The sequence below is a fragment of the Neorhizobium petrolearium genome (assembly GCF_029854435.1).
GTDB classification, from domain to species: Bacteria; Pseudomonadota; Alphaproteobacteria; order Rhizobiales; family Rhizobiaceae; genus Neorhizobium; species Neorhizobium petrolearium.
In genome coordinates this window covers 304,980-329,163 of record NZ_CP123000.1, presented here as the reverse complement: position 1 = coordinate 329,163, position 24,184 = coordinate 304,980, and the positions used below count along the sequence as shown (strand labels likewise).

Below are 24,184 nucleotides of genomic sequence, written 5' to 3'. Positions count from 1 at the left end.
GAGAGGAGAAATGCCATGAACGTCCAGACCCGCGTCAAGGAACGCGCAGAAGAACAAGCCAGCAGCATGACCGCCGAACAACAGGCAGCCATCCGAACGCTCGCCAATGACCTGCATCGCCTCAACCACGCTGTCATGAAGGCAGTCGAAGCCGGCGTCTCGGTTGAGCTCGTCCGCTCCGCCCGGCATCACGGCGGCGACGGCCACTGGGGCGACCTGATGATCCCCGTCATCGTCACCAACCGCACGGTAAATTAAGGCCTGCGCCCGGCAAAGAGCTCGGCATGGCCCTTGATGAACTTCACCATGCGATCGACCACCGTGCGGATTTCCCGGCGGTGGCGATCGTCGTTGTTCATTACGGTCCACTGACTATGGCGGAGGCCGGCGATCTCCTCGCCGACGCGCTCCAGCCGCATGTCCTGATCACCTACGAAGCACGGCAATACTGCCGTGCCGGCGCCTGCGAGCGCAAGATCGCGTAGCGAACGGGGCCGGTTGACGGTGACGGCCACCTGATCCGCCCGGTTCTCATGCGGCCAGCGCAGGTAGGCGGAAATGGCATCCTCCTCCGAAACCGCGAGCCATCGGTCTGCAATGGACGGATGGGCGCTGCGGGCGCGATAAGCAGCATAGGCGACTTCACCCAGCTTGATTGCCGCCAGGTTGGGCTCCTGGGGTTCGAAGGCCCTGATACCGATATCGCTTTCCCGATGCGCGAGGCTCGCACGCCGCTCGGCGATATAGAAATCCAGGCGGAAACGATCCTGCTCCGTGCGGACAGCCGAGAAGTTCCGGGCGAACATCCAGGCGAGCCACGTGCCGCAGGCGACCCTTACGAGCGGCGAACCGGTGCCTTCGCGCTTCCAGCTTTCAATGCGGCGAGCCGCCCCCTCCATTTCCAGAATCTGGGCAAACAAGGCCGAACCCTCGGCGGTGAGCCGATAGCCCGTGCGGCTGCGAAGGAAGAGCGGGCGACCGATCGCCTCTTCAAGATCAAGCATGCGGCGGCCGATCGTGGCGGGGCTCAATCCCGTGGCGACGGCGCCACCGGAGAGCCCGCCATGGCGCGCCACCTGCATGAAGAGCTCGTAGGCATCCCAATTGATGTTTTTCATGGGTGAAAAACATAGCCGGATTTATTCCGTACAAGAAGCATATTTTTATCTATAGGAAAGGAGACGGCTTTTTTCGAACGGAGATTTCCGATGTATGAGAATGTCGTCGCTATCCATCTTGCCAGGCAATTCCGTGCAAGGGGCGAGATCTACTGCCGCCAGGCAGAAGATCGCTTTTATGAGCAGTTTAGCGAACCGTTGCCGCGCTGGCTCACCGGTCCAATCCTACTCCTCGGCGGACGAAGAACGGCAAGGAGCGGCATCGCTGCCGCTCCTTCCGATCCTGTTGACGGTCCTCAGGCCACGCGAGAGGCCTGCGGGTGCGCCGACCTTTCTTCGTCGATACGGAACTGCTGCACAAGCTGAAGCAGCGCATCCGCCTCATCCGCCAGGCATCGGCTCGCCTCACTGGTTTCGCCGACCATGGCGCCGTTCTGCTGAGTCATCTGGTCCATGCGGTTGACCGAGTTATTGATGTCCTGCAGTGCCGCCGACTGGTCCTGGCTGGCGGTGGCGATCATTTCCACATGCTGGCTGATACCGGTGATCTGCTGGCTGATCGACGCGAGTACCTCACCGGCCTGCTGGACGAGCGAAGCACCGGAACCGACCTCGGCACTCGACTGGCTGATGAGTTCCTTGATCTCCTTGGCCGCACCGGCGGAGCGCTGCGCCAGCTCCCGCACTTCCTGCGCCACGACGGCGAAGCCTTTGCCGGCCTCACCGGCGCGTGCTGCCTCGATACCGGCATTGAGAGCAAGCAGGTTGGTCTGGAAGGCGATGTCGTCGATAACCTCTATGATGCGCTCGATCTTCTGCGAGGCTTCCTCGATCCGACCCATTGCGTCTATGGCATTGCTGACGACCGTCCCGGAACTGTCGGCGCTCTTCCTCGTCAGTACGACCGCATTGTTGGCTTCGTGCGCCCGCTCGGCGGAGGACCGGACCGTTGCCGTAATCTCCTCCACAGCGGCAGCCGTCTCTTCCAACGAGGCAGCCTGGGTCTCGGTGCGGCGGGCCAGTTCCGACGACGAATGGCTGAGATCGGCGCTGCTCTTCTGTATGGCGAGCGTGCTTTCCCGAATATGGGAAAGAGTATCGCGCAGCCGGACGATGGAGCCGTTGAAATCGGTCCGCAGTTGTTCCAGCCGACCGGAGAATTCCGTCTCGATGGTGCTGGAAAGGTCACCCTGCGACAACCGCGCGAGCGCGGCACCCAACTCATTCACGGCGACGTCGATCTGCCGGTCGACACGCCGCTTTTCCATGTCGTTGCTATTGCGTTCGGCCTCCGCCTCGGCGCGCTCCTGCGCACTACGGCTTTCGATCTGCAGCTTCTCCCGCGCATTGTCCCGGAATATCTCCAGCGCGCGAGCAATATTGCCGAATTCATTTTGTCGCTCGATATACGGGATTTCGACGGTATCGTTTCCCCCGGAGAGCGTATGAACCGTACCCGTCAGCACGGCGAGCGGACGAAGCAGCACCCTGAAGGTAAAGAAGCTCACCAGACCGACCAGAATCAGAGCGGCGAGCGACGTGCCGACTACGACGTAGCCCGAAGCAGCAATATGTTCGAAATAGACTTCCATCGGTATGCCGATGAAAAGGAGCCCGGTCACCGCATTGGAGGCATCGGTGATCGGGAAATAGCCGGTCATGAAATCCCTGCCGAACAGGACTGCAGGCCCGAAATAGGCCTCCCCGCGCGCCAGGATGGGCTGCGCCGGGTGATCGGCGGCGAGCTTCGTGCCGACCGCACGTTCGCCCTTCTCGGTCTTCACATTGGTGGAGACGCGGACATAGTCGCTACCGCGCTTTTCGAAAACGGTCGCAACGCCTCCGATTGCGCTCGCGGTACGGTCGACCATCCCATGATCGTTCAGAGTACCCTCACCTTGGGTGATGCGAACCAGAGCCCCGTTCTTGATTTCACTCACCGAACCCGGCAGTTCCAGATCGTAGAACAGGCTCATGGTGCGCATGGCGTTGCGGGCGTCGGCCCTTGCCGTCTCCATGATGTCACTGCGCAGATAGGCATAGGCAAGTCCGCCCACTGCCATCACCGCGATGAAGATCATAAACAGACAGAGGAATACGATCCGCGACACGACGGACGGCGGCAGTAATCTCGGCATGACTAGTCTTCCCCAATATGACCAGCTAATCGTTTTAATATTGAGGATATACGTAAAGATTTACTGAATTTGAATGTAACTTCTACGTGCTGCCTCAAGCAGACCTGTATCAGGCGGCGATATGATATTTGCCTTGCAGGGCTGCATTCGATCGGATCGAAGCAGAAGGCGCCTTAATGGAAAAGCGCCGCAACCGACAGAAGCGCTGCGGTGGCGCCGATCGCGATTGCCAAAAGCCTGAACCGCTTCATCCTTGCGTCGTCCTGGACCAGAGCGATGGCAATTGCGCGGGCACGGCGGGTTTTCTGCATAGGTATTGAACCCCAAAACACTGTTGCTCTTGGCGTCCTGCGGCGAGCCGACAGGCAGCGCATGCCAATACTAAATCGCAGAATTTAGCTGGCATTAAGGCAGGATGGCGAAGGCACATTAAGAAGTGCTGAATCGCGCGATACTACAAAGCCTCCCCACAAACATGGCCCGAGGCCCAGGCCCATTGGAAATTGTAGCCGCCGAGCCAACCCGTCACGTCGACGCACTCGCCGATGAAATAAAGCCCCGGCACCGCCTTCGCCTGCATGGTCTTTGAATCCAGTTCGAACGTATCTATGCCGCCCAGTGTGACCTCTGCCGTGCGGTAACCCTCCGAGCCGGCAGGCCGGATCGTCCAGCTCTGGATAGAGGTGGCAAGCCCATCGATCGCCTTGTCGGAAAGATCTGCGAGATGGGTATTCTGCAGACCGCGACTTTCAGCGAAAAACTGCGCCAGGCGCTTCGGCAGCGTCTCGGCAAGCACAGTCTGCGCCGCTTGCCGTCCATTTGTCTTGCGGGCCGCCCTGAGGATCGCCGCGATGTCGAGATCCGGTTCGATAACGAGCGTAATATCGTCCCCCTCGCGCCAGTAGGAAGAAATCTGCAGGATCGAGGGACCGCTCAGCCCCCGGTGGGTAAAGAGCAACGCTTCGCGGAAAGTCGTCTTGCCGTGACGGACCTCGGCCGGCGCGGCGATGCCGGAAAGCGGCGCGAGCTTTTCCAGAAGGTTCGGGTCGAGCGTCAGCGGTACCAGCGCCGGACGCGGCTCCACGATCTTGAAGCCGAATTGCCTGGCGATCTCATAGGCAAAACCGGTGGCGCCCATTTTCGGGATGGACCTCCCACCGGTCGCGACCACCAGCGATCGGGCTTCGATCACCCCATCGGGCGTGGCGATGCGAAAGCCGTCCGGTGTTTTCTCCACCGCCGTAATCTGCTTCTGCAGTTCGAGAACGACGTTTGCCGCCTTCATCTCGGAAAGCAGCATGCGGATGATATCTTTGGCGCTCTCATCGCAGAAAAGCTGACCGAGCGTTTTCTCGTGCCAGGCGATCTTGTTCGCTTCCATCATGTCGAGAAAATCGCGCGGTGTAAAACGCGCAAGGGCAGACTTGGCGAAGTGTGGATTGGCGGAGAGAAAGTTCCGCGCGCTCGCGTGGATATTGGTGAAGTTGCAGCGGCCGCCGCCGGAAATACGAATCTTCTCGCCCGGTGCCCTGGCATGATCGAGCAGAAGTACGGAACGGCTTCGTCTGCCTGCACGGATCGCGCACATCATTCCCGCCGCGCCTGCGCCCAGGATCACCACATCGAATTTCCGCACCACCCGCCGCTCCTTGACTTCTTCCGCTCCGCTCTTTGCGATCCTTTATTCAAAGTCAATGCCGCCCCCTCGCCAATCGCCAATCCGTGGTTATGATGGGAACTCCGATCAACCCTACCGGTGTCTCATGCCGCGCAAGAAATCCAATCCCGCTCCCGAAACAGGCAAGGTGCTGAAAGCAGCCACGTCCCAACCGACACTCACTTCGCTTCGAGGCGTGTCGGGCTGGCGGGAGGCTACTGCGTGGCTGCGGGCGCGCGGGATCGAGGACGTGGAATGCATCACGCCCGATCTTGCGGGCGTTCCGCGCGGCAAGATGATGCCGTCCTCCAAGTTCACCTCCAACACGTCGCTGGCACTGCCGTCCGCCCTCTACCGGCATACGATCTCAGGTGAATATCCGGAGGAAACCGACACTTTCCGCTACGAGCCTCGCGATAGCGATCTCAAACTGATGCCGGATCTTTCCACCCTCTCGGTTGTACCCTGGGAAACCGACCCGACGGCGCAGGTGATCTGCGATATCATTGATACGAATGGCAAGGCCGTCTCCTACACGCCGCGCAACGTTTTGAAGAACGTCGTCAGGCTCTACAACGAGCGCGGCTGGAAACCCGTCGTGGCGCCGGAAATCGAATTCTACCTCGTCGCCAAGAACGACGACCCTGACTATCCGCTGCATCCGCCGAAGGGCAGGTCCGGGCGCTCCATCCTCGGCGGCCAGGGCTATTCGATCGCCGGCATCAACGAATTCGACGAACTGATCGACGACATCTATCATTTCTCCGAAAAGCAGGGGCTGGAGATCGACACTCTCATTCATGAGGAAGGCCCGGCGCAGCTCGAGATAAACCTGCGGCATGGCGATCCGGTCGAGCTTGCGGACCAGGTCTTCCTGTTCAAGCGCACCATCCGCGAGGCGGCGATGAAGCACGGCATCTATGCCACCTTCATGGCGAAGCCGATGCAGGGCCAGCCGGGTTCGGCCATGCATATCCACCAGTCCGTCGTCAACATCGAGACCAGGAAGAACATCTTCTCCAATCCGGATGGCTCGGCCTCGAAGGCCTTCTTCCACTTCATCGGCGGCATGCAGACCTATGTGCCCAAAACACTGGCGATGATGGCGCCTTACGTGAATTCCTACCGCCGCCTGACGCCGGACATGTCCGCTCCTGTCAATAATGCCTGGGGATACGACAACCGAACAACGGCCTTCCGCGTGCCGGTCTCCGACGCAGCGGCCCGCCGGGTCGAGAACCGGCTGCCGAGCTCGGACGCCAATCCCTATCTCGCGCTTGCCGCCTCGCTCGGCTGCGGGCTGCTCGGCATCCTCAACGAAGTGGAACCGGAGCCGCCGACGGAAGACACCGCGAATGAAGGATCGATAGACCTGCCCCGCGGCTTGCTCGAAGCCGTCTCCCTGCTCGAATCCGAGCCGGCGCTGGCGGAAGTCTTCAGTCCCGAGTTCATCGGCATCTATGCCGGCGTCAAACGCGGCGAATTCGAGACCTTCATGCAGGTGATCAGCCCGTGGGAGCGGGAATTCCTGCTTCTCAACGTGTGAGGACCAAGGCCTTGGATTCGTGGCAGAGCCCGATCGCACCGGGAATTTCCTGGTATCAGGCAACCGTTGGCGAGCGGGCGGCCTATCCGGCTCTCGACGGGTCGAAAACCGTCGATGTGGCCATTGTCGGCGGCGGCTATACCGGCCTCCAGGCGGCCTGCAACCTTGCCAAATCGGGTGTTTCGGTCGCCCTGATCGAGGCGCATCGTTTCGGCGACGGGGCCTCGGGCCGCAACGGCGGCCAGATGGGCACTGGACAGCGCTGGTGGCCGGAGGACCTGGAAAAGGAACTGGGCTACGAACGTTCCAAGGCGCTGTTCGATATGGCGGAAGATGCCAAGCGTTATCTTCTCGACTTTGCCAAAATCCACGGCATCGAGATGGATTATATGCCGGGGCAGATGAACGTTTCCCATAAGCCCGGGCATGACAAGGAGTATCGCGCGAACGCCGAGATCGCAGCGGAGCGCTACGACTATCCGCACATCTCCTTCATGGACCGGCAGGAGACCGCAGAGCGGCTCGGCACGAAGGACTATTATTGCGGTGTCCGCGATATGGGTACCGGCCATATCCATCCGCTGAAGCTGCTGGTCGGTCTCGCCCGTGCGGCACAGGAAGCCGGCGCGCAGCTTTATGAGATGACGAAGGCGACCGCCATTCGACGCACCCGGAATGGGCCGGACGGCAAGATCGTAATCGAGACACCTTCAGGTGTGCTGACGACTGATCGCGCGCTCGTCGCCACCAATGCCTATGTCGGCAACCTCGAACCGGCCACTGCCGCGCATATCATGCCAATCGGCTCCTTCATCGCCGCCACAGCGCCGCTCGATGATTTCCCAGACGTTATTCCGGGCGGCGAGGCCGTAGCCGATTCGCGCTTCGTGGTGCGCTATTTCCGCAAATCGCGCGACAATCGCCTGCTGTTCGGCGGGCGAGAGGTCTATTCCTCACGCGATCCAAAGGACACGGCCAATGCCATCCGCAAACAGATCGTCGCCACCTATCCGGCATTGAAAAATGTCGAAATCATCCACGCCTGGGGCGGCAATGTCGGCATCACCCTGCCGCGCCAGCCCTTCGTGAAGGAGGTCATGCCGGGCGTCACCTCGATCGGCGGCTATTCCGGCCATGGTGTGATGCTGTCAAACTATTGTGGCAAACTCTATGCTGATATGGTCGCCGGCAAGGCAACGGAACTCGATCACCTCGCGGCGCTCGACATTCCGGCCTTCCCGGGTGGTCAGCGCCTGCGGACTCCGCTGCTTTTCCTTGCCTTGACGTGGTTTGCGCTGCGCGACAGGCTTTGGTGACGCACCCGCCTTAGTAATCCGTCCGAGCCATTTCGGGCTAGCCATTTTAAATCGATTAGATTAAACATGCCCCCAACCATGCGAGATGAAAGAACAGCGATGAGCAGCCAGATCATCCCAGTCGAACCTTTTGATTGTATCGTCTTCGGCGGAACCGGCGACCTTGCCGAGCGGAAGCTTCTGCCGGCGCTCTATCACCGTCAGGTCGAGGGCCAGTTCACCGAGCCGACCCGCATCATCGGCGCCTCCCGCAGCAACCTTTCGCATGAGGATTACCGCAAGTTCGCCGAGGATGCCCTGAAGGAGCATCTGAAGAAGGGCGAGTATGATGAGGCCGAGGCCAAGAAATTCTGCGAGCGGCTCTATTACGTCTCCGTCGACGCGAAGGCGGATCAGGGCTGGGACGAACTTAAAAAGTTGCTCGACGACGGCAAGGAACGCGTTCGCGTCTTTTATCTCGCTGTAGCGCCCGGCATTTTCGGCGCGATCTCGGACAAGATCCGCGACCACAAGCTGATTACCAGGGCGACCCGCATCGTCGTCGAAAAGCCGATCGGCCGTGACCTCGCCTCGGCGCTTGAACTCAACGACACGATCGGCAAGGTCTTCCGCGAAGAGCAGATTTTCCGCATCGATCATTATCTCGGCAAGGAGACGGTGCAGAACCTGATGGCGCTGCGCTTTGCCAACGCCCTCTACGAACCGCTCTGGAATGCCGAACACATAGACCACGTGCAGATCACGGTCGCCGAAGCGGTCGGCCTCGAAGGCCGGGCCGGCTATTACGACACGGCCGGCGCATTGCGCGACATGGTGCAGAACCATATCCTCCAGCTTCTCTGCCTCGTCGCCATGGAAGTGCCCTCCTCCATGTATTCCGAGGCCGTGCGCGACGAGAAGCTCAAGGTCCTTCGCGCTCTGAAGCCTATTACCGAAGCCAATGTCGAGCAGATGACCGTGCGCGGCCAGTATCGCGCAGGCGCTTCCGCGGGCGGCCCCGTCAAGGGCTATCTGGAAGAGCTGGAAGGGGGTGTTTCCAACACCGAGACTTTCGTCGCCATCAAGGCCGAGATCGGCAACTGGCGCTGGGCGGGCGTGCCCTTCTACATCCGCACCGGCAAGCGGCTTGCCAACCGCGTTTCGGAGATCGTCATCACCTTTAAGCCGATCCCGCACAATATCTTCGATTCCTCTGCCGGCCGCATCGCTGCAAACCAGCTCATCATCCGCCTGCAGCCCGATGAAGGCGTCAAGCAGTCGCTGATGATCAAGGACCCCGGCCCAGGCGGCATGCGGCTGCGCGAAGTCTCGCTCGACATGAGCTTCGCCGAAGCCTTCAGCGTGCGCAATCCCGACGCCTATGAGCGACTGCTCACAGACACGATCCGCTCCAACCAGACGCTGTTCATGCGCCGCGACGAAGTGGAGGCCGCATGGCGCTGGGTCGATCCGATCCTGAAAGGCTGGGAGGAAACCGGCCAGCAGGTGCAGGGCTATACTGCCGGCACCTGGGGCCCGAGCCAGGCCATCGCCCTCATCGAGCGCGACGGTCGCACCTGGCACGAAGGTTGAGACGATGGCTGCGAACCTTCATGAATTTCCCGATGCCGCAACGCTCGCCGCCGCCCTGGCGGACGAGGTCGCGGCACGTCTTGCCGCGGCAATCCGCGAACGAGGTTCCGCCTCGATCGCGGTTTCCGGCGGCTCGACGCCGAAGCGTTTCTTCGAAACGCTTTCCACCTGCGATATCGATTGGGGCAAAGTCACGGTGACGCTGGTGGACGAACGTTTCGTGCCGGCCGACAACCCACGCTCCAATCACCTTCTGGTCGCAACCCATCTCCTGAAGGACAGGGCGGCAGCAGCGAAATTCATCCCGCTCTATTACGACTGTTCCTCGATCGATGAGGCGGCCGTGATCGCGACAGAGAAGGCCGCGGGCATCGGAAAGCCCTTCGATGTGGTTATCCTCGGCATGGGAACGGATGGCCATACCGCCTCGTTCTTCCCGCATGGCAACAATCTGGGGCAAGCGCTTAACCTTTCCGGTCCGCGCGGCGTGCTGACCATGGAGGCGGAGGGAGCGGGAGAAGAACGGCTAACCTTTTCCTTCGCGAGCCTTTCGGATGCGCGCTTCCTCGCGCTTCATATCGAAGGCCAGGGCAAGAAGGACGTGCTCGACAAGGCGAAAGCCGGTTCCGACGAAACCGAAATGCCGATCCGCGCCGTGCTCAACCGCGCCCAATCGCCGCTCGAGATTTACTGGGCGCCTTGAACGCCCGCATTTTTTAACAGGAGCAATCCCGGTCGGCTTTCGCCACTCCCAAGCCGGGATTGACGACAGAGGACAAGACCATGGCCGCCCATTCCAGCATCGAGGCGATCACCGCCCGCATCGTCGAACGATCGAAGCCGCTTCGTGAAGCCTATCTCGACCGCGTGCGACGGACGGGTTCCAGGGGGCCTCACCGCGCTGTCCTTTCGTGCGGCAATCTCGCGCATGGCTTCGCGGTCTGTTCCCCCGCCGAGAAGGCGGCACTCGCGGGAGACGTCGTTCCAAATCTCGGCATCATCACCGCCTATAACGACATGCTCTCGGCCCACCAGCCGTATGAAACCTTCCCGCCGATCATCCGGGAAGCGGCAAGGGAAGCAGGCGGCATCGCTCAGGTCGCCGGCGGTGTGCCGGCCATGTGCGACGGTGTCACCCAGGGCCAGCCGGGCATGGAGCTATCGCTCTTCTCGCGCGATGCGATCGCCATGGCGGCCGGCATCGGCCTCTCGCACAACATGTTCGATGCGGCCGTCTTCCTCGGCATCTGCGACAAGATCGTGCCGGGTCTGGTAATCGCAGCATTGAGTTTCGGCCACCTGCCCTCCGTCTTCATTCCGGCCGGACCGATGACTTCGGGCCTGCCCAACGACGAGAAGTCGCGCATCCGCCAGCTTTATGCGGAAGGCAAGGTCGGCCGCGCCGAGCTGCTCGAAGCCGAGTCCAAATCCTATCACGGGCCGGGCACCTGCACCTTCTACGGCACAGCCAATTCCAACCAGATGCTGATGGAGATCATGGGCTTCCATATGCCCGGCGCATCCTTCGTCAATCCCGGCACGCCGCTGCGCGATGCGCTGACGAAGGAAGCCGCCAAGCGGGCGCTCGCCATCACCGCGCTCGGCAACGAATTCACGCCGGCCGGCGAAATGATCGACGAGCGCTCGATCGTCAACGGCATCGTCGGCCTGCATGCGACGGGAGGCTCGACCAATCACACGCTCCATCTCGTCGCCATGGCGCGCGCCGCCGGCATAAAGCTTACCTGGCAGGATATTTCCGATCTTTCCGACGTCGTGCCGCTCATCGCGCGCGTCTATCCGAACGGCCTTGCCGATGTGAACCATTTCCATGCGGCCGGCGGCATGGGTTTCCTCATCAAGCAACTCCTGAAACAGGGCCTGCTGCATGACGACGTCCGCACCGTCTTCGGCCAGGGCCTGGAAGCCTATACGGTCGAGGCAAAGCTCGATGCCAATGGCCAGGTCGTGCGCGAACCGGCACCGGAAGAGAGCGGCGACAAGAAGGTACTTGCCTTGATCGAAACGCCCTTCCAATCGAACGGCGGGTTGAAGATGCTGACGGGAAATCTCGGCAAGGCGGTCATCAAGATTTCCGCTGTCAAGCCGGAACGGCACATCATCGAGGCACCGGCAATCGTCTTCCATGACCAGCAGGAGCTGCAGGATGCCTTCAAGCGCGGCGAGCTCAACAGGGATTTCGTCGCCGTCGTGCGCTTCCAGGGTCCCAAGGCGAACGGCATGCCGGAACTGCATCGGCTGACCCCGCCGCTCGGCGTGTTGCAGGACCGCGGCTTCAAGGTGGCGCTCGTCACCGACGGCCGCATGTCCGGCGCATCCGGCAAGGTGCCGGCGGCAATCCACATCACACCGGAAGCCTCTGATGGCGGTCCGATCGCCAAGATCAGGGATGGCGATATCATCCGCCTCGATGCGATCGCCGGAACCCTGGAGGTACTGGTGGGTGCGGCGGAGTTTGATGCCCGCACGCCTGTCGTCGTCGATCTTTCCGACAACGAGTTCGGCATGGGCCGCGAGCTCTTCGCCGCGTTCCGCCGCAATGTCGGCCATGCGGACCAGGGAGCGAGCGTCTTTGCTTGACATGTCATATGGTTGTCTTCACCGGTTTCTATGAAGCGCAGGAACCGCCGAGAACCGAGGAGACACCCGATGCGTGCAGCAATCACCCGCCGTAACCTCATGGCCTTGCTGGCATCGACTGCCGCCATGCCGGTCTTTCCGACGATTGCCATGGCCGCCGGCGAAGGGTTTCAGGCAATCATCCTTTCGGACCTGCATTCGGCCTACGAACGCATGGGCCAGCTTCTTTCCGTCGTCGAGAAGCAGGTTACCGGCGCAGGCATTCCCCAGGTCATCCTGATCAACGGCGACATCTTCGAACTCGGAAATGTGGTTGCCTCCCGATCCGGCGGCGAAATCGACTGGACTTTCCTCGACACTCTGGCGAAGCTTGCCCCGACCATCGTCAACATCGGCAACCATGAGCCGGACCTCGACAACGACCTCGCCCATTTCGTGGCGCGCGCTCGCGGGCTTGGCATTACCGTCCTCAGCAACATCATCGACAAACGCAGCGGCAAACCCTACACGCAGGCCGGCACGACGATCGAAGCCGGCGGGCTCACGGTGAAAATCGCCGCGCTGGGCACGGACGCCATCAACACCTATCCGAAGACGGCGCGCGACAAGCTGGACATTCCGAAGCCAGTGGAATGGGCCAGAGCAAACCTGCCGACACTGCTTGGCGGCGATGGCGTCAACATCGTGCTTAGTCATGCCGGCGTCGTGCCGGACCGCGATATCCTGCCGATCGTGCCAGACGGCACGCTGATGATCGGCGGCCACGACCACCTGACGCTGACGCACGAGCAGGGTGAAACCCGCTATGTCCATACCGGATCGTGGTCTTCCGCCATCACGATCGCCACCTTCACGACTGCGGGCAAGGCTGCCGAACTGACGAGGATCGAGATCGATCGCAGCGGCCCCACCTCCGCCGTGCTCAAGGATCTCATTCCGACCGTGCTCGCCAAGCATCTCAAGGAAGAGGAGCGCGCCGTCGTTGCGCATACCGCGAAAACCATGACGCTCGGCGAAACCGCCCGGTTCGCGGCGGAAGCCATGGCGGCCAAGGCGAACGCCGATATCGGCTTCATCGGCCATACGTCGTTCGGCACCGGTCTGCCTGCCGGCGATATCAGCCGCTTCGACTTCAATGCGGCGCTGCGCTTCGAAGGCAAGCTCATGACATCGGAAGTCGATGCTGCCGTGCTCTCCGCCATATTGGCACGCTGCAATCAGGACGGCGCAATCCCGCTTGTCGCCCGCACGGGCGACTTCCTCTATGCAGCACCGAACGCTCCAGAAGGCAGTCAGCGCTACAGAATCGTCTGCAACGACTGGTCGGCCATCAATCAGAAGAGCTATTTCGGCCGCGACGACATCGCCTTCGTCGAAGTGCCCGATATCAAGCTGAAACAGCTCGTCATCGAAGCACTAGCGGACGGCTAAATCGTCACCGCAGCCCTCTCACCAGGAGCGGATATCGAGCGTCCGGTCGCGGTGGTTCGGATGGGTCGAGAAGACGAAGATGCGATCAAGCTCCTTCTGCGACAGCAGCCGCAGGAAACGGACCTCGACCGTGTTGTTGGCGAAGGTCTTCATCAACAGGCAGCCGACCTTGGTGATGCGCGCGTCCGGAATATCGAGATAGAACTGCTGCGGCAACGTATATTGCGTGAGGATGCCGAGAATGGCCCCGCTTTGGGAGATGCGCAGCACGTCGCAGCGGCGCTGCGCCATGTTCATCACACCCTTTTCGGTATACTCGATGCGGGCGGCATTCATGGTGTCTTCCATCTTGAACCGGGCCTCCCGGTCGTACATGAAAGACTCTTCCTTGTTCAAAAAATGATTTTTGGTCGGAGCGGCACTCACGACAAACCTCCTATTCTTCAATAGGAAAAGACTAGCCGGCGAAGTTTAACAGAAGGTTTGGAAGTCCCGCCCTGGAACAATTCGGGGCAGAGACTACAACAACATGGTAAACACCCCTCACTCACGCAGTGCGATAAGTCTTACCCTGCGCGTCAAAAAGATGCAGTTTCTTCGGATCGGCCGAAAAGCGCATCGCTTCACCCTTGCGCACATTCAGGATGCCGGGAATTTTGACGATAATCGGCTCCTGATCGGCAAGGCCCTCGATATAAAGCAAGGTCACCTCGCCAAGCGCCTCGACGATCGAGACCTGCCCTTCAAAAAGATAGTCGTCACCGGTTGCGACCGAAAGATCCTCCGGGCGGACGCCAAAACTTGCCGTCTTGCCGGCTTCCGACGCGGCAGTGGCTACCGGCACATGCACCGCCTTGCCGCTCTTCAGGGCAACGGTCGTCACGTCGCCTGTCTTCTTTACGGTCGCGGGAATGATGTTCATCGCCGGCGAGCCGATGAAGCGGGCAACGAAGAGGTTCTCCGGAGATTCATAGAGTTCAAGCGGTGCGCCGACCTGCTCGATCCGGCCGGCCGAGAGCACGACAATACGATCGGCAAGCGTCATCGCCTCCACCTGGTCGTGGGTCACGTAAATCATCGTCGTGTCCGGCATCTGCTCCTTGAGCTTGGCGATCTCAATGCGGGTCGCGACGCGAAGTGCCGCATCAAGGTTCGACAGAGGTTCGTCGAACAGGAAGACCTTGGGATCACGGCAAATAGCGCGTCCGATCGCGACACGCTGGCGCTGGCCGCCGGAAAGGGCTTTCGGAAGACGATCGAGATAGGGGGTAAGCTGCAGGATTTCCGCCGCCGAACGGACACGGCGGTCGATCTCCTGCTTGCTCTCGCGGGCAATCCGCATGCCGAAGGCCATGTTGTCGTAAACCGTCATATGCGGATAGAGCGCATAGGACTGGAAGACCATGGCAATACCGCGCCGCGAAGGCGGGACTTCGTTCACGAGCTGGCCGTCGATATACATCTCCCCGGCAGTGATGCTCTCCAGGCCGGAAATCATCCGCAGCAGCGTGGACTTGCCGCAACCAGAGGGACCTACGAAGACCACGAACTCGCCCTGGCTGATGTCCAGGTCGATGCCATGCAGAACCTTCACCTGTCCATAGGCCTTGCGGATATCCTTCAGAACGACGCCAGCCATGATCACCTCCCCTTTTTGTTAGGCTTGACGGGCAAAGAACGCCCCCCAAGCCGGTAACTCCACTCGTCTGTCTTCCAGGCTGCTTTCAAATCCGTGACCGGTCAGAACTTCCCATTCGCCGACCGGAAGTTCCGTTATTGCTGCGGCCGCACTCATATTGAAAACGCAGAGCACAATTTCGTTGCCATGGCGCCGCTCGTATCCCAGGACTGTACCGTCTTCCGGCAGGAAAAGGATATCGCCCTTGGCGAAAGCCGGGTGCTGTTTGCGGAAGGTGAGGAAACGCCGGTACTGCTCCAGCACCGAAGCCGGATCGCCATATTGAGCCCCCACAGCCCGAAGCTGATGCTCGACAGGAATCGGCAGCCAGGTCTTCTCGGCCGTAGAGAACCCCGCTTGCAGCGCCTGAGAATCCCACACCATCGGCGTACGGCAGCCATCGCGGCCCTTGAATTCCGGCCAGAACTGAATGCCGTAGGGATCCTGGAGATCCGCGTAAGCGATATCCGCCTCGGTAAGCCCCAATTCCTCCCCCTGATAGATGCAGACCGAGCCGCGCTGCGTCATCAGGATTGCGGAGGTCATCTTGGCATAAGCATCCCGGTCAAGAATATCGGAGCCCCAGCGCGTGACGTGGCGCACGACATCATGGTTCGAGAAGGCCCAGCAGGCCCAGCCATCGGGTGCCGCCAGGGAAAACGCATCCTGGACCGCGACAACACGAGCCGGCGTCAAAGGATCGGGTGCCAGGAACTCGAAAGCATAGCACATATGCATCTTGTCGTTACCGGACGTATATTCCCCGACGATCTCCAATCCCCGCTGGCTGTCGCCGACTTCGCCGACCGCAGCGATCGCAGGGAACTCATCGAGCACCGCACGAAAGCGCCTCAGGAATTCCAGGTTTTCCGGCCGATTCTTGTCGTAGAGATGTTCCTGGAAGTTGTAGGGGTTCACCGCCGGCGCGGTGGAGGCGTTGCGCCGCGACGGTTCCAATGCCGGGTTGTCGCGCAGTTCCTTGTCGTGGAAGTAGAAGTTGATCGTGTCGAGGCGGAAACCGTCGACGCCGCGCTGCAGCCAGAAGCGGGTCATGTCCAGTAGAGCGTCCTGCACTTCTGGGTTGTGGAGATTCAGATCCGGTTGCGAGGTCAGGAAGTTGTGCATGTAATACTGCATGCGGGTCGGGTCCCATGCCCAGGCCGATCCGCCGAAGATCGACAGCCAGTTATTGGGCGGCGTGCCATCCGGCTTTGCATCAGCCCAGACATACCAATCCGCCTTCGGGTTGAAACGGCTGGATCGGCTTTCAATGAACCAGTGATGCTGGTCCGAGCTGTGCGACATCACCAGGTCGATCATCACCTTGATGCCGAGCCGGTGTGCCTCGGCGATCAATCCATCGAAATCCGAGAGTGCGCCGAACATCGGATCGACATCGGTATAGTTCGACACGTCGTAACCGAAATCCTTCATCGGCGACGGGAAGAAGGGTGAAATCCAGACAGCATCGGCCCCAAGCGCGGCCACGTGCGGCAGGCGTGCCGTGATCCCCTTCAAATCACCGATGCCATCGCCGTTCGAATCCTGAAAGGAACGCGGATAGATTTGGTAAATCACGGCTCCGCGCCACCAGTCCTTGTCGGGTGTTGCGGAAGTTTCTGCCGAAATTGTCATTCAATATCCTGTTGTTGTCAGATGAAATATCGGCTCAGCCGCCCTTGACCGAACCAGCAAGCAAGCCGCGCACGAGGTAACGCTGCAACGCGAAGAAGACAATTATCGGCACGAGGATGGAGATGAAAGCAGAAGCCGTCAGGATTTCCCACCTTCCACCCATCGAGCCCAAAAGCGCGTTCAGAGCACCGGTCAGGACGAGTTGCTCCCTGTTGGTTCCGAGGAAGACCATGGCGACCAGGAGATCGTTCCAGGTCCAGAGGAACTGGAAGATCGAGAAGGATGCAAGGGCCGGGAACGACAGAGGAAGCACAATCCTGATGAAAATCTCGAAATCGCTTGCGCCATCCACTCGGGCCGATTCGATGATCTCCTTCGGCAGCCCGGCGATATAGTTGCGCAGGAGATAAATGGCGAGTGGCATTCCGAAAGCGGAATGCGCCAGCCAGATGCCGGCGTAACTTCTCGACGGCACGCCGAAGAACGTACCGATCTCGTTGTACATCCGCAGCAGCGGAATGAGCGACATCTGCAACGGTACGACGATCAACCCCACGACCATTGCGATAATCAACGCACGGCCGGGAAACTCCATCCAGGAAAGCGCATAGGCCGCAAAGGCGGCGATCAGGATGGGTATGATCGTCGAGGGAACGGCAACCGTCAGCGAATTGACGAAAGACTGCCCGATCCCCTGGGATGTGAGCACGGTATTGTAATTCTGCGTGGTGAAAGTCGGCGGCGTAGCGATCGTGAGGTACACGCGTCGTCCACGCTCGCTCTCGAATGGACCGTTCTTCGTGTAGGTGTAGCTGCCATCCTCATTGACGGTCAATGTCTCCCCTTCTCCGAGATCTGCCGGCTGGCCGGCCTGGAACTCCCCTGGAGCAGCGACACGCGTGCCGAAAGCCCGCACGGTTCCGCCCTGCCCCGCCTCGAAAACCGAGCCGGAGATGACATAGTTCGTCCCTTCCTGCCGTGCGGCAGGCGGGTCTGCCAATCGCGACGCCGTGGTTTGTGAGGCGCTGCTGAAGGCGGTCCACCACCCCGACGATGTGATCTGCGCCGGATCGCGGAAGGAGGTGACGAGGATACCGAGCGTCGGGATCAGCCAGATGATGCAGATCAAGAGCACCGACAGGTGAACGATGAGACGGGGAAGTCCGATACGGCGAAGACCAGCAACAGCATTCATCTCAATGGCCTCCCGTTTCCTTGTTCGCCTGGCGGATATTCCAGATCATGATCGGTGTCACGGCGGCCATGATGACAAGCGCGATAACTGCACTTCGGCCGGAATCGCCTCCGCCCCGGAACATCCAGTCGAACATCAGGTTCGCGAGTACCATCGTGTTCCACTGGCCGTTGGTCATGGTCAGCACGATGTCGAAAACCTTCAGCACCAGAATGGTGATGGTCGTCCAGACGACGGCGATCGTGCCCCAGATCTGCGGCACCATGATCTTCCAGAAAATCTGCCAGCCGTTGGCGCCATCGATGACCGCCGCCTCGATCGTCTCCTCGGGAATGCCACGGAGCGCTGCCGACAGGATGACCATGGCAAAGCCGGTCTGTATCCAGATGAGGATGACCATGAGGAAGAAATTGTTCCAGAAGGGCATCGCTATCCAGACCTGCGGATTGCCGCCGAAGAACTGTACGACGGAGTTCAGGAGGCCGATCTGAGTCTCGTTGCCGCCGCGATACTCGTAGATGAATTTCCAGATGACCGAGGCGCCGACGAAGGAGATCGCCATCGGCATGAAGACGAGGCTCTTGGCGATATTGCCCCACCAGATGCGGTCGGTCAGAACGGCGATGACGAGGCCGAAGAAGGTGCAGGCCGCCGGAACGACGGCGAGCCAGAGGATGTTGTTGAAGATCGACTGGCGAAACTGATCATCGAAGAGCGCCCATCGGTAATTCGCAAAACCGACGAAACTGCCGCCGGACCGATCATAGAAGGACAGGATGAAGGTCGCGACGACCGGGTAGACCAGATAGACCCCGAGCAGGATCAGCGCCGGCCCCAGGAACAACCAGGGACGGACGACGGCCCGGCGATTGAGATTGACAGACGCCGTCCGGACATTCTCCTTCGGCACCGGAAAGATGATCTGGAGCAGCTTGTCGGAGAGCCAGTAATAGAGCGCACACGCAAAAACGCCGGCGATTACCACGCCGACGGCCGAGACGATCTGCGATACCATGTCCCCTCCTTGTGACCAGCATCGCAGGAGGATGCTGGTTCTTTTTGGCGGCTATCCGCCCGCTGTTATGGCCGAAGAACAGTCAATCTTTTGAAAATCAATCTGTTGGAAGCCGCGCCGGTCTCGCCGGCGCGGCAATAAGCGGATTTACTTCAGGCCGTCCCATGCCTTCTGAATGTCGGACGCGACCGTCTTGGCGTCCTTGCCGCCGACATAGTCGACCATGCCGGTCCAGAAGGCACCGGCGCCGATCTTGCCCGGCATAAGGTCGGACGCGTCGAAGCGGAAGGTCGTGGCGGTCGTCAGGGCCTCACCCTGCTTCTTCAGGACCTCATTGGCGTAGGCATCGGGATTGGCGCCCTTGAACGGCGTCAGGAACGATGACTGCGCCATCCAGACCTCATGCGCGATCGGCGTCTTCAGGAATTCGATGAAGGCCTTGGCGGCTGGCGAATCCTTGGTGATCGCGAACATCGTGCCCGCGCCGAGGACCGGCGTTCCCAGTTCCGGCTTCGAAGCATAGGTGGGCAGGTAGAAGAAGTCGGCATCGGTGCCGAGCTTCGTATCGGGCGGGAAAAAGGACGGAACGAAGGAGGCCTGGTGATGCAGGTAGCATTTCGGCGGAATGCCGAAGAGGCCCTTGGGGCTGTCGCGGAAATCGGTGGAAGCCACTGCCGCCACGCCGCCGCTGACATATTTCTCATTTTTTGCGAACTTGCCGAATTCCTCGATCGCGCCAACAACGGCCGGGTCATCGAACTTGACCTCGTTACTGACCCACTTGTCATAGACCTCCGGCTTCTGGGTCCGCAGCATCAGGTCCTCGACCCAGTCGGTCGCCGGCCAGCCGGTCGCGCCGCCCGAACCGAGGCCGATGCACCATGGAACGCCACCATCCTCAACGATCTGGTCGCTGAGCTTGAAGAGGTCCTCCATGGTCTTCGGGACCTCATAGCCCGCTTCCTCGAAGTTTTCCGGCACGTACCAGACCATGGACTTGAAGTCCGCCTTGAAGGGGAAGCCGAAATAGGCCTCCTTGCCATCCTTGCCCTTGTAGGTGCCGTAGCGGATCCAGTCGGCGCCCGAGCCGTAATTGCTCTTGACCCAGTCGGAATTCTCCTGGCCGAGCGGGGTCAGGAGGCCCTTGGCGGCGAGATCGGCCAGCAGACCCGGCTGCGGAATGATGGCGATATTCGGAGGGGAGCCGGCCTGCGTATCGATGACGATCTGCTGCTCGTAATTTTCCGAGGAGGAATAACGGCCGTCAATGCCGGTTGCGGCATTGAAATAAGCGAGAACGCTGTTGAACAGGACCTCGTCTTCGCCACGCCAAGGGCCGAACAGCGTGAGGCTCTGTCCTTTCAGATCCGAGTGAGCGGCCTTGAAATCCTCATAGCTCTTCCAGTTGAAACGCGAATCCTCACCCGGTGCGAACTTAAGTTCCTGGGCGGCTACACTGCCTGCAAGGAGTGTCGCAAGCGCCGCGCCGATCCAAAATGATGTCTTCATAAAATCATCCTCCCATTGCCCCGGCTTTTGCTACCCTGCCGGGAGTTCCCAAAAACATAGGAAGAGATTTAACGCTCTGGCGACGGAGTCAAGCCCTCCGCCGACAGCATGTCGAAGATCGCAAACGCTCAATGCTACCCTAAAACTTCGGCGCCGGCTTTCCCGCGGCGCGATAGGCCGCGATTAGCGTGTTGGCCATCAGCATGGCGATGGTCATAGGGCCGACGCCACCGGGAACCGGCGTAATCGCGCCTGCGATGTCAACGGCTTCGGCATAGGCAACGTCACCGACAAGCCGGGTCTTGCCCTCGCCCTTGTCCGGCGCCGGCACGCGGTTGATGCCGACGTCGATGACCGTTGCGCCAGGTTTCACCCAGTCTGCCTTGACCATCTGCGGACGTCCGACCGCAGCGACGAGGATATCCGCGGTGCGGCAGATCGTGGCGAGATCCCTGGTCTTCGAATGCGCCATGGTGACGGTCGCATTGGCGGCGAGCAGCAGCAGCGCCATCGGCTTGCCAAACAGGTTGGAGCGGCCGATGACGACGGCATTGAGGCCCGAAAGGTCACGGCCATGTATACGGTTGACGAGCAACATGGCACCGGCCGGCGTGCAGGAAATGAGACCGGTATCGAGATCGCCGGTGGCAATCTTGCCGGCATTGACGACATGCAGGCCGTCGACATCCTTTTCCGGCGAGATCGACAGGATCACTGGCTCGGCATTCAGATGCTTCGGCAACGGGAGCTGAACCAGGATACCGTGGATGGCCGGATCGGCGTTAAGCTCGGCAACAAGCTTTTCCAGTTCCTCCTGCTTCGCGTCTTCCGGCAAGCTGTGCTGGATCGAGTTGAAGCCGCACTGCTTGGCCATCTTGCTCTTGGAATTGACGTAGGCATGGCTCGCCGGATCGTTACCGACGATGACGACCGCCAAGCCCGGCTGGACGCCTGTTTCCCTTTCGAGCGAAGCAGCCGCTTCGGTCACGGCCGCAATGACGGACGCTGCCGCCTCTTTCCCATCGATCACCACAGTCACGCGTACCTCCCGCTTGAACCGTTGCCAATGTATACACGGGCACGTATTAAATTTGCACGCCAACGCCTATGCTGGTCGCAGACGGCAAATGCAAGAGGATTCGATGTCGCGGGGTCTTATCTTGCGGATGCGCTCCGGCGAGCCGCGTGCAACTGCACACGGTCTCGTAGCTCGGTCATGTGACGGCGCAGCTCACGAACCTCTTCAGCCCTGCGAATATCCTGCTGAGGAACAAGCGGCCTCGCATGGCTCGTTTCTTCCGCGAGGCGGGCGGACGTAATGGCCGAGACCAGCGGCGGAAGGTCTGCCTCCCGCTCCAGCCTCCGGTTAGCCATCAATACTTCGCGGATATGATCGACGAGCGGGCGATCATTGGCAGGAGCCGGATAATGCGGGCGCCGAGGGTGTTGCGACTCATGGAAAGGATCATCGTAGGGCGGGTCATGGGGTTCTTCAAGAGCATTTTCCCGCACGGGAACGTCCTCCCGCCAGTCCGGTTCAACTATCAGCTCTGGTTCAGTTGTAAATTCTGCTTCAGCACCATCTGCCGGAACCTCGACCGGTTTGCGACGCGTAAAAAAGACGAGCATCGAACCGAGGCAGAAGCCGGCCAATGCACCTGCACCCGATATCTCCGCGACCGACAGGCCGCGCGCTGTCACCCTCTCGACCGTTGCCGGAACAAGAATCTCAACCTTCGCTGCCGCAGTTTTCGGGTGCGTCTCGCCGCGCTGGAGCGCATCGAGATAGTTCCTGCGCGCCTCACCGACCGCGGCTTCGAGACCTGCGAGCCTCGCGGCGGAATCGACGATCTCCTTGTCACCCGGCTTTCTCGACTTCGCCGCCTTGAGTTCGGCCAGATGTATGGCAGCCGCCTTCTCCTGCTGGCCAAGTGAAGCCGAAAGCTGCTCCAGAGCCGTCTGAATGCCGGACCGCGCATCCTCGAGCGCCGCTCGGGCTGCGAGCAAGCGCGGGTGGCGAGGGCCGAGATCGCCTGCAAGCCGATCGACGGCGAGCTTTGCTTCGATATATCTCTGCCGCTGATAGTCGAGGCCGGTATATTCCAGGCTATCCGGCAACGGTTTGCTCAGAATGTCGTCGAATTTCATTTCAGACGCCTGCACGGCCTTCTGCTTCAGCTCTGCAAGCTGAGCTTCTGCGCCAGAGATCTCCGCAGTCAGTTGTTGTTCTTCGCTTTCCGCCCGGCGCAGTTGGGCAAGCTTTTGCTGGTCCGTTTTCGCGATGAAGCCGGAAAGCGACGCCTCGGCATGCTCAAGAGTCTGACGCAGCTTTTCCACCAACGGCTCAGACGCGCCGCCCCCCGAAATGGCGATCTCGTCACTCAGCGTGTCGCCGAGCATGTTGGCGATTTTCACCGCCTCGTCCGCTTCCGCGGCGGTGACTGAAACCGTGAGTTCGCCTGCCTGGCGGTCGTAGCTGGTCAAGATCGCCTGAGAAAGCCGGTCACGCAGCCGGTTCTCAGCCTGTGATACCGTCATCGCCTCGCCGGAGACGATATCGGAGGCCACACTTAGGAGGCTCGAACGATCAACGGCGAATTCGCTGCCGCCTCCCAGGTTGAGAGCGCGGATCAGATTGTCCAGACTCCGCTTCGAATGCAGCGCCGCAGCGGCATCGTTGATCGCGCGCTCGCTTGCTGCTTCGATCTTCAGCCGGGTTTCAGCTTCGAACTTCTGCGGAACCGAGGCAGCCATTGGAAACGCCAAGGCAGCACCAATCAGTGTAATGACGCTGACCTTGAGGAGAGTGAAGCGCATCGCGGCACGGATCGACCCGGCGTCGGCGGGTATGGCCGACGCCTCCGGATTCCGGTCTTCTATGATTTTCACCGACTGATACATGGATGACCACATAAATCCATGCCGCCGGCATCCTCGCAGGCAGCCTTTGATTAAGGCAGTCTAAATTTGTATGGCAAAGAAAGGGTTAACTTGTCAGGCGAAAGACGCTTTGGCCGGCATCGACGGAACTTTCGCTCCAACCCGAACCGGGGCGTCTTCGATGAAGCCGGATAAGCCAGATGCCGCCATGATGACCAGACCAGCGGGAACCGACGATAGACGCCGCTCCATCCGCCTTTCCGCAGCAGGGTTTGCCGCGTCGACGATGATGAGATCGCAACGCTGCACGATCTCATCATCGGGAGCGATCGTCACGATATCGTGCCAGGGGGCATGGCGGGCAAAATGGCCCCGCAAAGCGTCGATACGGGCGATGTCCTCGCCGGCGATACCAATCCGGCAGCCCTTTTCCAGGAACGTCAGCAGCGCGGGAACGAATGTACCCGCCGAGAACCGGACGGGCGTGGGCTTTGCCTGCAGCGTATTTGCCAAAAGGCTGAAGACACGGCTTCCGCCCGGCAACAGCAGTCGACGGCTCAGCTGATCCCGATAAAGAGCATCGATAACCTGACGCAGAACCGTTCGCTCATCCAGAAATGCAAGCGTCGTGCGGTTGCCGCGCAATGAAATCAGCCCCTCCGCGAGACCGAGCACCGCATTCCACCCGAGGTCGCAGGTGCGCAGGCCGAACAAAGTTCGGCATGACGCGGATACCAGGAATTCTCCCGAGGCATTCATCGGTGCGCTCCACGATGAGGGACGAACAATCCCATCGACCCCTAAGGGAGCGCGCTGAAATTCAGCTTAAATCAATTGTTAAAATTCGAGCGATCCGTGCATTTCCGGGACTGCTCATGAACGAGGAGCCGACC

20 protein-coding genes are annotated in these 24,184 nt (G+C 60.4%); 7 read left to right on the top strand and 13 right to left on the bottom strand.

Going from position 1 to position 24,184, the window contains the following annotated elements:
* Positions 1-15: 15 nt before the first annotated feature.
* Complete coding sequence (locus QEO92_RS01700; RefSeq protein ID WP_037158634.1) at positions 16-258, top strand: SMc00767 family acetate metabolism repressor; 243 nt, start codon at positions 16-18, stop codon at positions 256-258.
* Here QEO92_RS01700 and QEO92_RS01695 read toward each other — a convergent pair.
* The 4 genes from QEO92_RS01695 to QEO92_RS01680 all read right to left on the bottom strand — a co-directional run bounded on the left by QEO92_RS01695 (position 255) and on the right by QEO92_RS01680 (position 4,895).
* Positions 255-1,118 (bottom strand): LysR family transcriptional regulator, encoded by an 864-nt coding sequence (locus QEO92_RS01695; protein ID WP_037158637.1) that lies wholly within the window; start codon positions 1,116-1,118, stop codon positions 255-257. The two genes, QEO92_RS01700 and QEO92_RS01695, sit on opposite strands and share 4 nt — an antisense overlap.
* A 296-nt stretch (positions 1,119-1,414) precedes the next feature.
* Positions 1,415-3,256 (bottom strand): methyl-accepting chemotaxis protein, encoded by a 1,842-nt coding sequence (locus QEO92_RS01690; RefSeq protein WP_227701947.1) that lies wholly within the window; start codon positions 3,254-3,256, stop codon positions 1,415-1,417.
* A 173-nt stretch (positions 3,257-3,429) separates the two neighbouring features.
* A complete protein-coding gene (locus QEO92_RS01685; RefSeq protein ID WP_200884017.1) occupies positions 3,430-3,567 on the bottom strand; it encodes a hypothetical protein in 138 nt (45 codons plus the stop codon).
* Positions 3,568-3,710: 143 nt separating this feature from the next.
* Positions 3,711-4,895 (bottom strand): BaiN/RdsA family NAD(P)/FAD-dependent oxidoreductase, encoded by a 1,185-nt coding sequence (locus QEO92_RS01680; RefSeq protein WP_227701946.1) that lies wholly within the window; start codon positions 4,893-4,895, stop codon positions 3,711-3,713.
* A gap of 124 nt (positions 4,896-5,019) precedes the next feature.
* On the opposite strand from QEO92_RS01680, the gene QEO92_RS01675 reads away from it, so the two are divergent.
* The 6 genes from QEO92_RS01675 (at position 5,020) to QEO92_RS01650 (ending at position 13,379) form a co-directional block, all read left to right on the top strand.
* On the top strand, positions 5,020-6,459 hold the full coding sequence (locus tag QEO92_RS01675) for a glutamine synthetase family protein (RefSeq protein WP_227701945.1): 1,440 nt from the start codon (positions 5,020-5,022) through the stop codon (positions 6,457-6,459).
* An 11-nt stretch (positions 6,460-6,470) separates the two neighbouring features.
* Positions 6,471-7,775 carry an NAD(P)/FAD-dependent oxidoreductase gene (locus QEO92_RS01670; protein ID WP_227701944.1) on the top strand — a complete coding sequence of 435 codons (1,305 nt, stop codon included), beginning with the start codon at positions 6,471-6,473 and terminating at the stop codon, positions 7,773-7,775.
* Positions 7,776-7,874: 99 nt separating this feature from the next.
* Complete coding sequence (gene zwf / locus QEO92_RS01665) at positions 7,875-9,347, top strand: glucose-6-phosphate dehydrogenase (RefSeq protein ID WP_227701943.1); 1,473 nt, start codon at positions 7,875-7,877, stop codon at positions 9,345-9,347.
* 4 nt (positions 9,348-9,351) lie between these two features.
* The gene (gene pgl, locus QEO92_RS01660) at positions 9,352-10,050 is read left to right on the top strand and encodes a 6-phosphogluconolactonase (protein WP_227701942.1); all 699 of its coding nucleotides are present in this window, start codon (positions 9,352-9,354) and stop codon (positions 10,048-10,050) included.
* An 80-nt stretch (positions 10,051-10,130) separates the two neighbouring features.
* Positions 10,131-11,948, top strand: a complete 1,818-nt coding sequence (gene edd / locus QEO92_RS01655; RefSeq protein WP_227701941.1) for a phosphogluconate dehydratase — start codon at positions 10,131-10,133, stop codon at positions 11,946-11,948.
* Positions 11,949-12,017: 69 nt separating this feature from the next.
* Positions 12,018-13,379 (top strand): metallophosphoesterase, encoded by a 1,362-nt coding sequence (locus tag QEO92_RS01650; RefSeq protein WP_227701940.1) that lies wholly within the window; start codon positions 12,018-12,020, stop codon positions 13,377-13,379.
* An 18-nt stretch (positions 13,380-13,397) separates the two neighbouring features.
* Here the strand turns inward: QEO92_RS01650 and QEO92_RS01645 are convergent, their stop codons facing one another.
* The 9 genes from QEO92_RS01645 to QEO92_RS01605 form a co-directional block, all read right to left on the bottom strand.
* Complete coding sequence (locus QEO92_RS01645; protein ID WP_037158662.1) at positions 13,398-13,754, bottom strand: hypothetical protein; 357 nt, start codon at positions 13,752-13,754, stop codon at positions 13,398-13,400.
* 172 nt (positions 13,755-13,926) lie between these two features.
* Complete coding sequence (locus QEO92_RS01640; protein ID WP_227701939.1) at positions 13,927-15,018, bottom strand: ABC transporter ATP-binding protein; 1,092 nt, start codon at positions 15,016-15,018, stop codon at positions 13,927-13,929.
* An 18-nt stretch (positions 15,019-15,036) separates the two neighbouring features.
* The gene (bglA, locus tag QEO92_RS01635; RefSeq protein ID WP_227701938.1) at positions 15,037-16,692 is read right to left on the bottom strand and encodes a beta-galactosidase BglA; all 1,656 of its coding nucleotides are present in this window, start codon (positions 16,690-16,692) and stop codon (positions 15,037-15,039) included.
* A 34-nt stretch (positions 16,693-16,726) separates the two neighbouring features.
* Positions 16,727-17,887: a carbohydrate ABC transporter permease gene (locus QEO92_RS01630; RefSeq protein WP_227701937.1), complete on the bottom strand. Its 1,161-nt coding sequence runs from the start codon at positions 17,885-17,887 to the stop codon at positions 16,727-16,729.
* A gap of 1 nt (position 17,888) precedes the next feature.
* Positions 17,889-18,902 (bottom strand): carbohydrate ABC transporter permease, encoded by a 1,014-nt coding sequence (locus QEO92_RS01625; RefSeq protein WP_227701936.1) that lies wholly within the window; start codon positions 18,900-18,902, stop codon positions 17,889-17,891.
* 147 nt (positions 18,903-19,049) lie between these two features.
* Positions 19,050-20,411 carry an ABC transporter substrate-binding protein gene (locus QEO92_RS01620; RefSeq protein WP_227701935.1) on the bottom strand — a complete coding sequence of 454 codons (1,362 nt, stop codon included), beginning with the start codon at positions 20,409-20,411 and terminating at the stop codon, positions 19,050-19,052.
* Positions 20,412-20,550: 139 nt separating this feature from the next.
* Positions 20,551-21,450 carry a bifunctional methylenetetrahydrofolate dehydrogenase/methenyltetrahydrofolate cyclohydrolase FolD gene (folD, locus tag QEO92_RS01615; RefSeq protein WP_227701934.1) on the bottom strand — a complete coding sequence of 300 codons (900 nt, stop codon included), beginning with the start codon at positions 21,448-21,450 and terminating at the stop codon, positions 20,551-20,553.
* Between the two features lie 116 nt (positions 21,451-21,566).
* Complete coding sequence (locus QEO92_RS01610; protein WP_227701933.1) at positions 21,567-23,312, bottom strand: GumC domain-containing protein; 1,746 nt, start codon at positions 23,310-23,312, stop codon at positions 21,567-21,569.
* A gap of 93 nt (positions 23,313-23,405) precedes the next feature.
* Positions 23,406-24,050, bottom strand: a complete 645-nt coding sequence (locus tag QEO92_RS01605; protein ID WP_227701932.1) for a hypothetical protein — start codon at positions 24,048-24,050, stop codon at positions 23,406-23,408.
* Between the last annotated feature and the right edge of the window lie 134 nt (positions 24,051-24,184).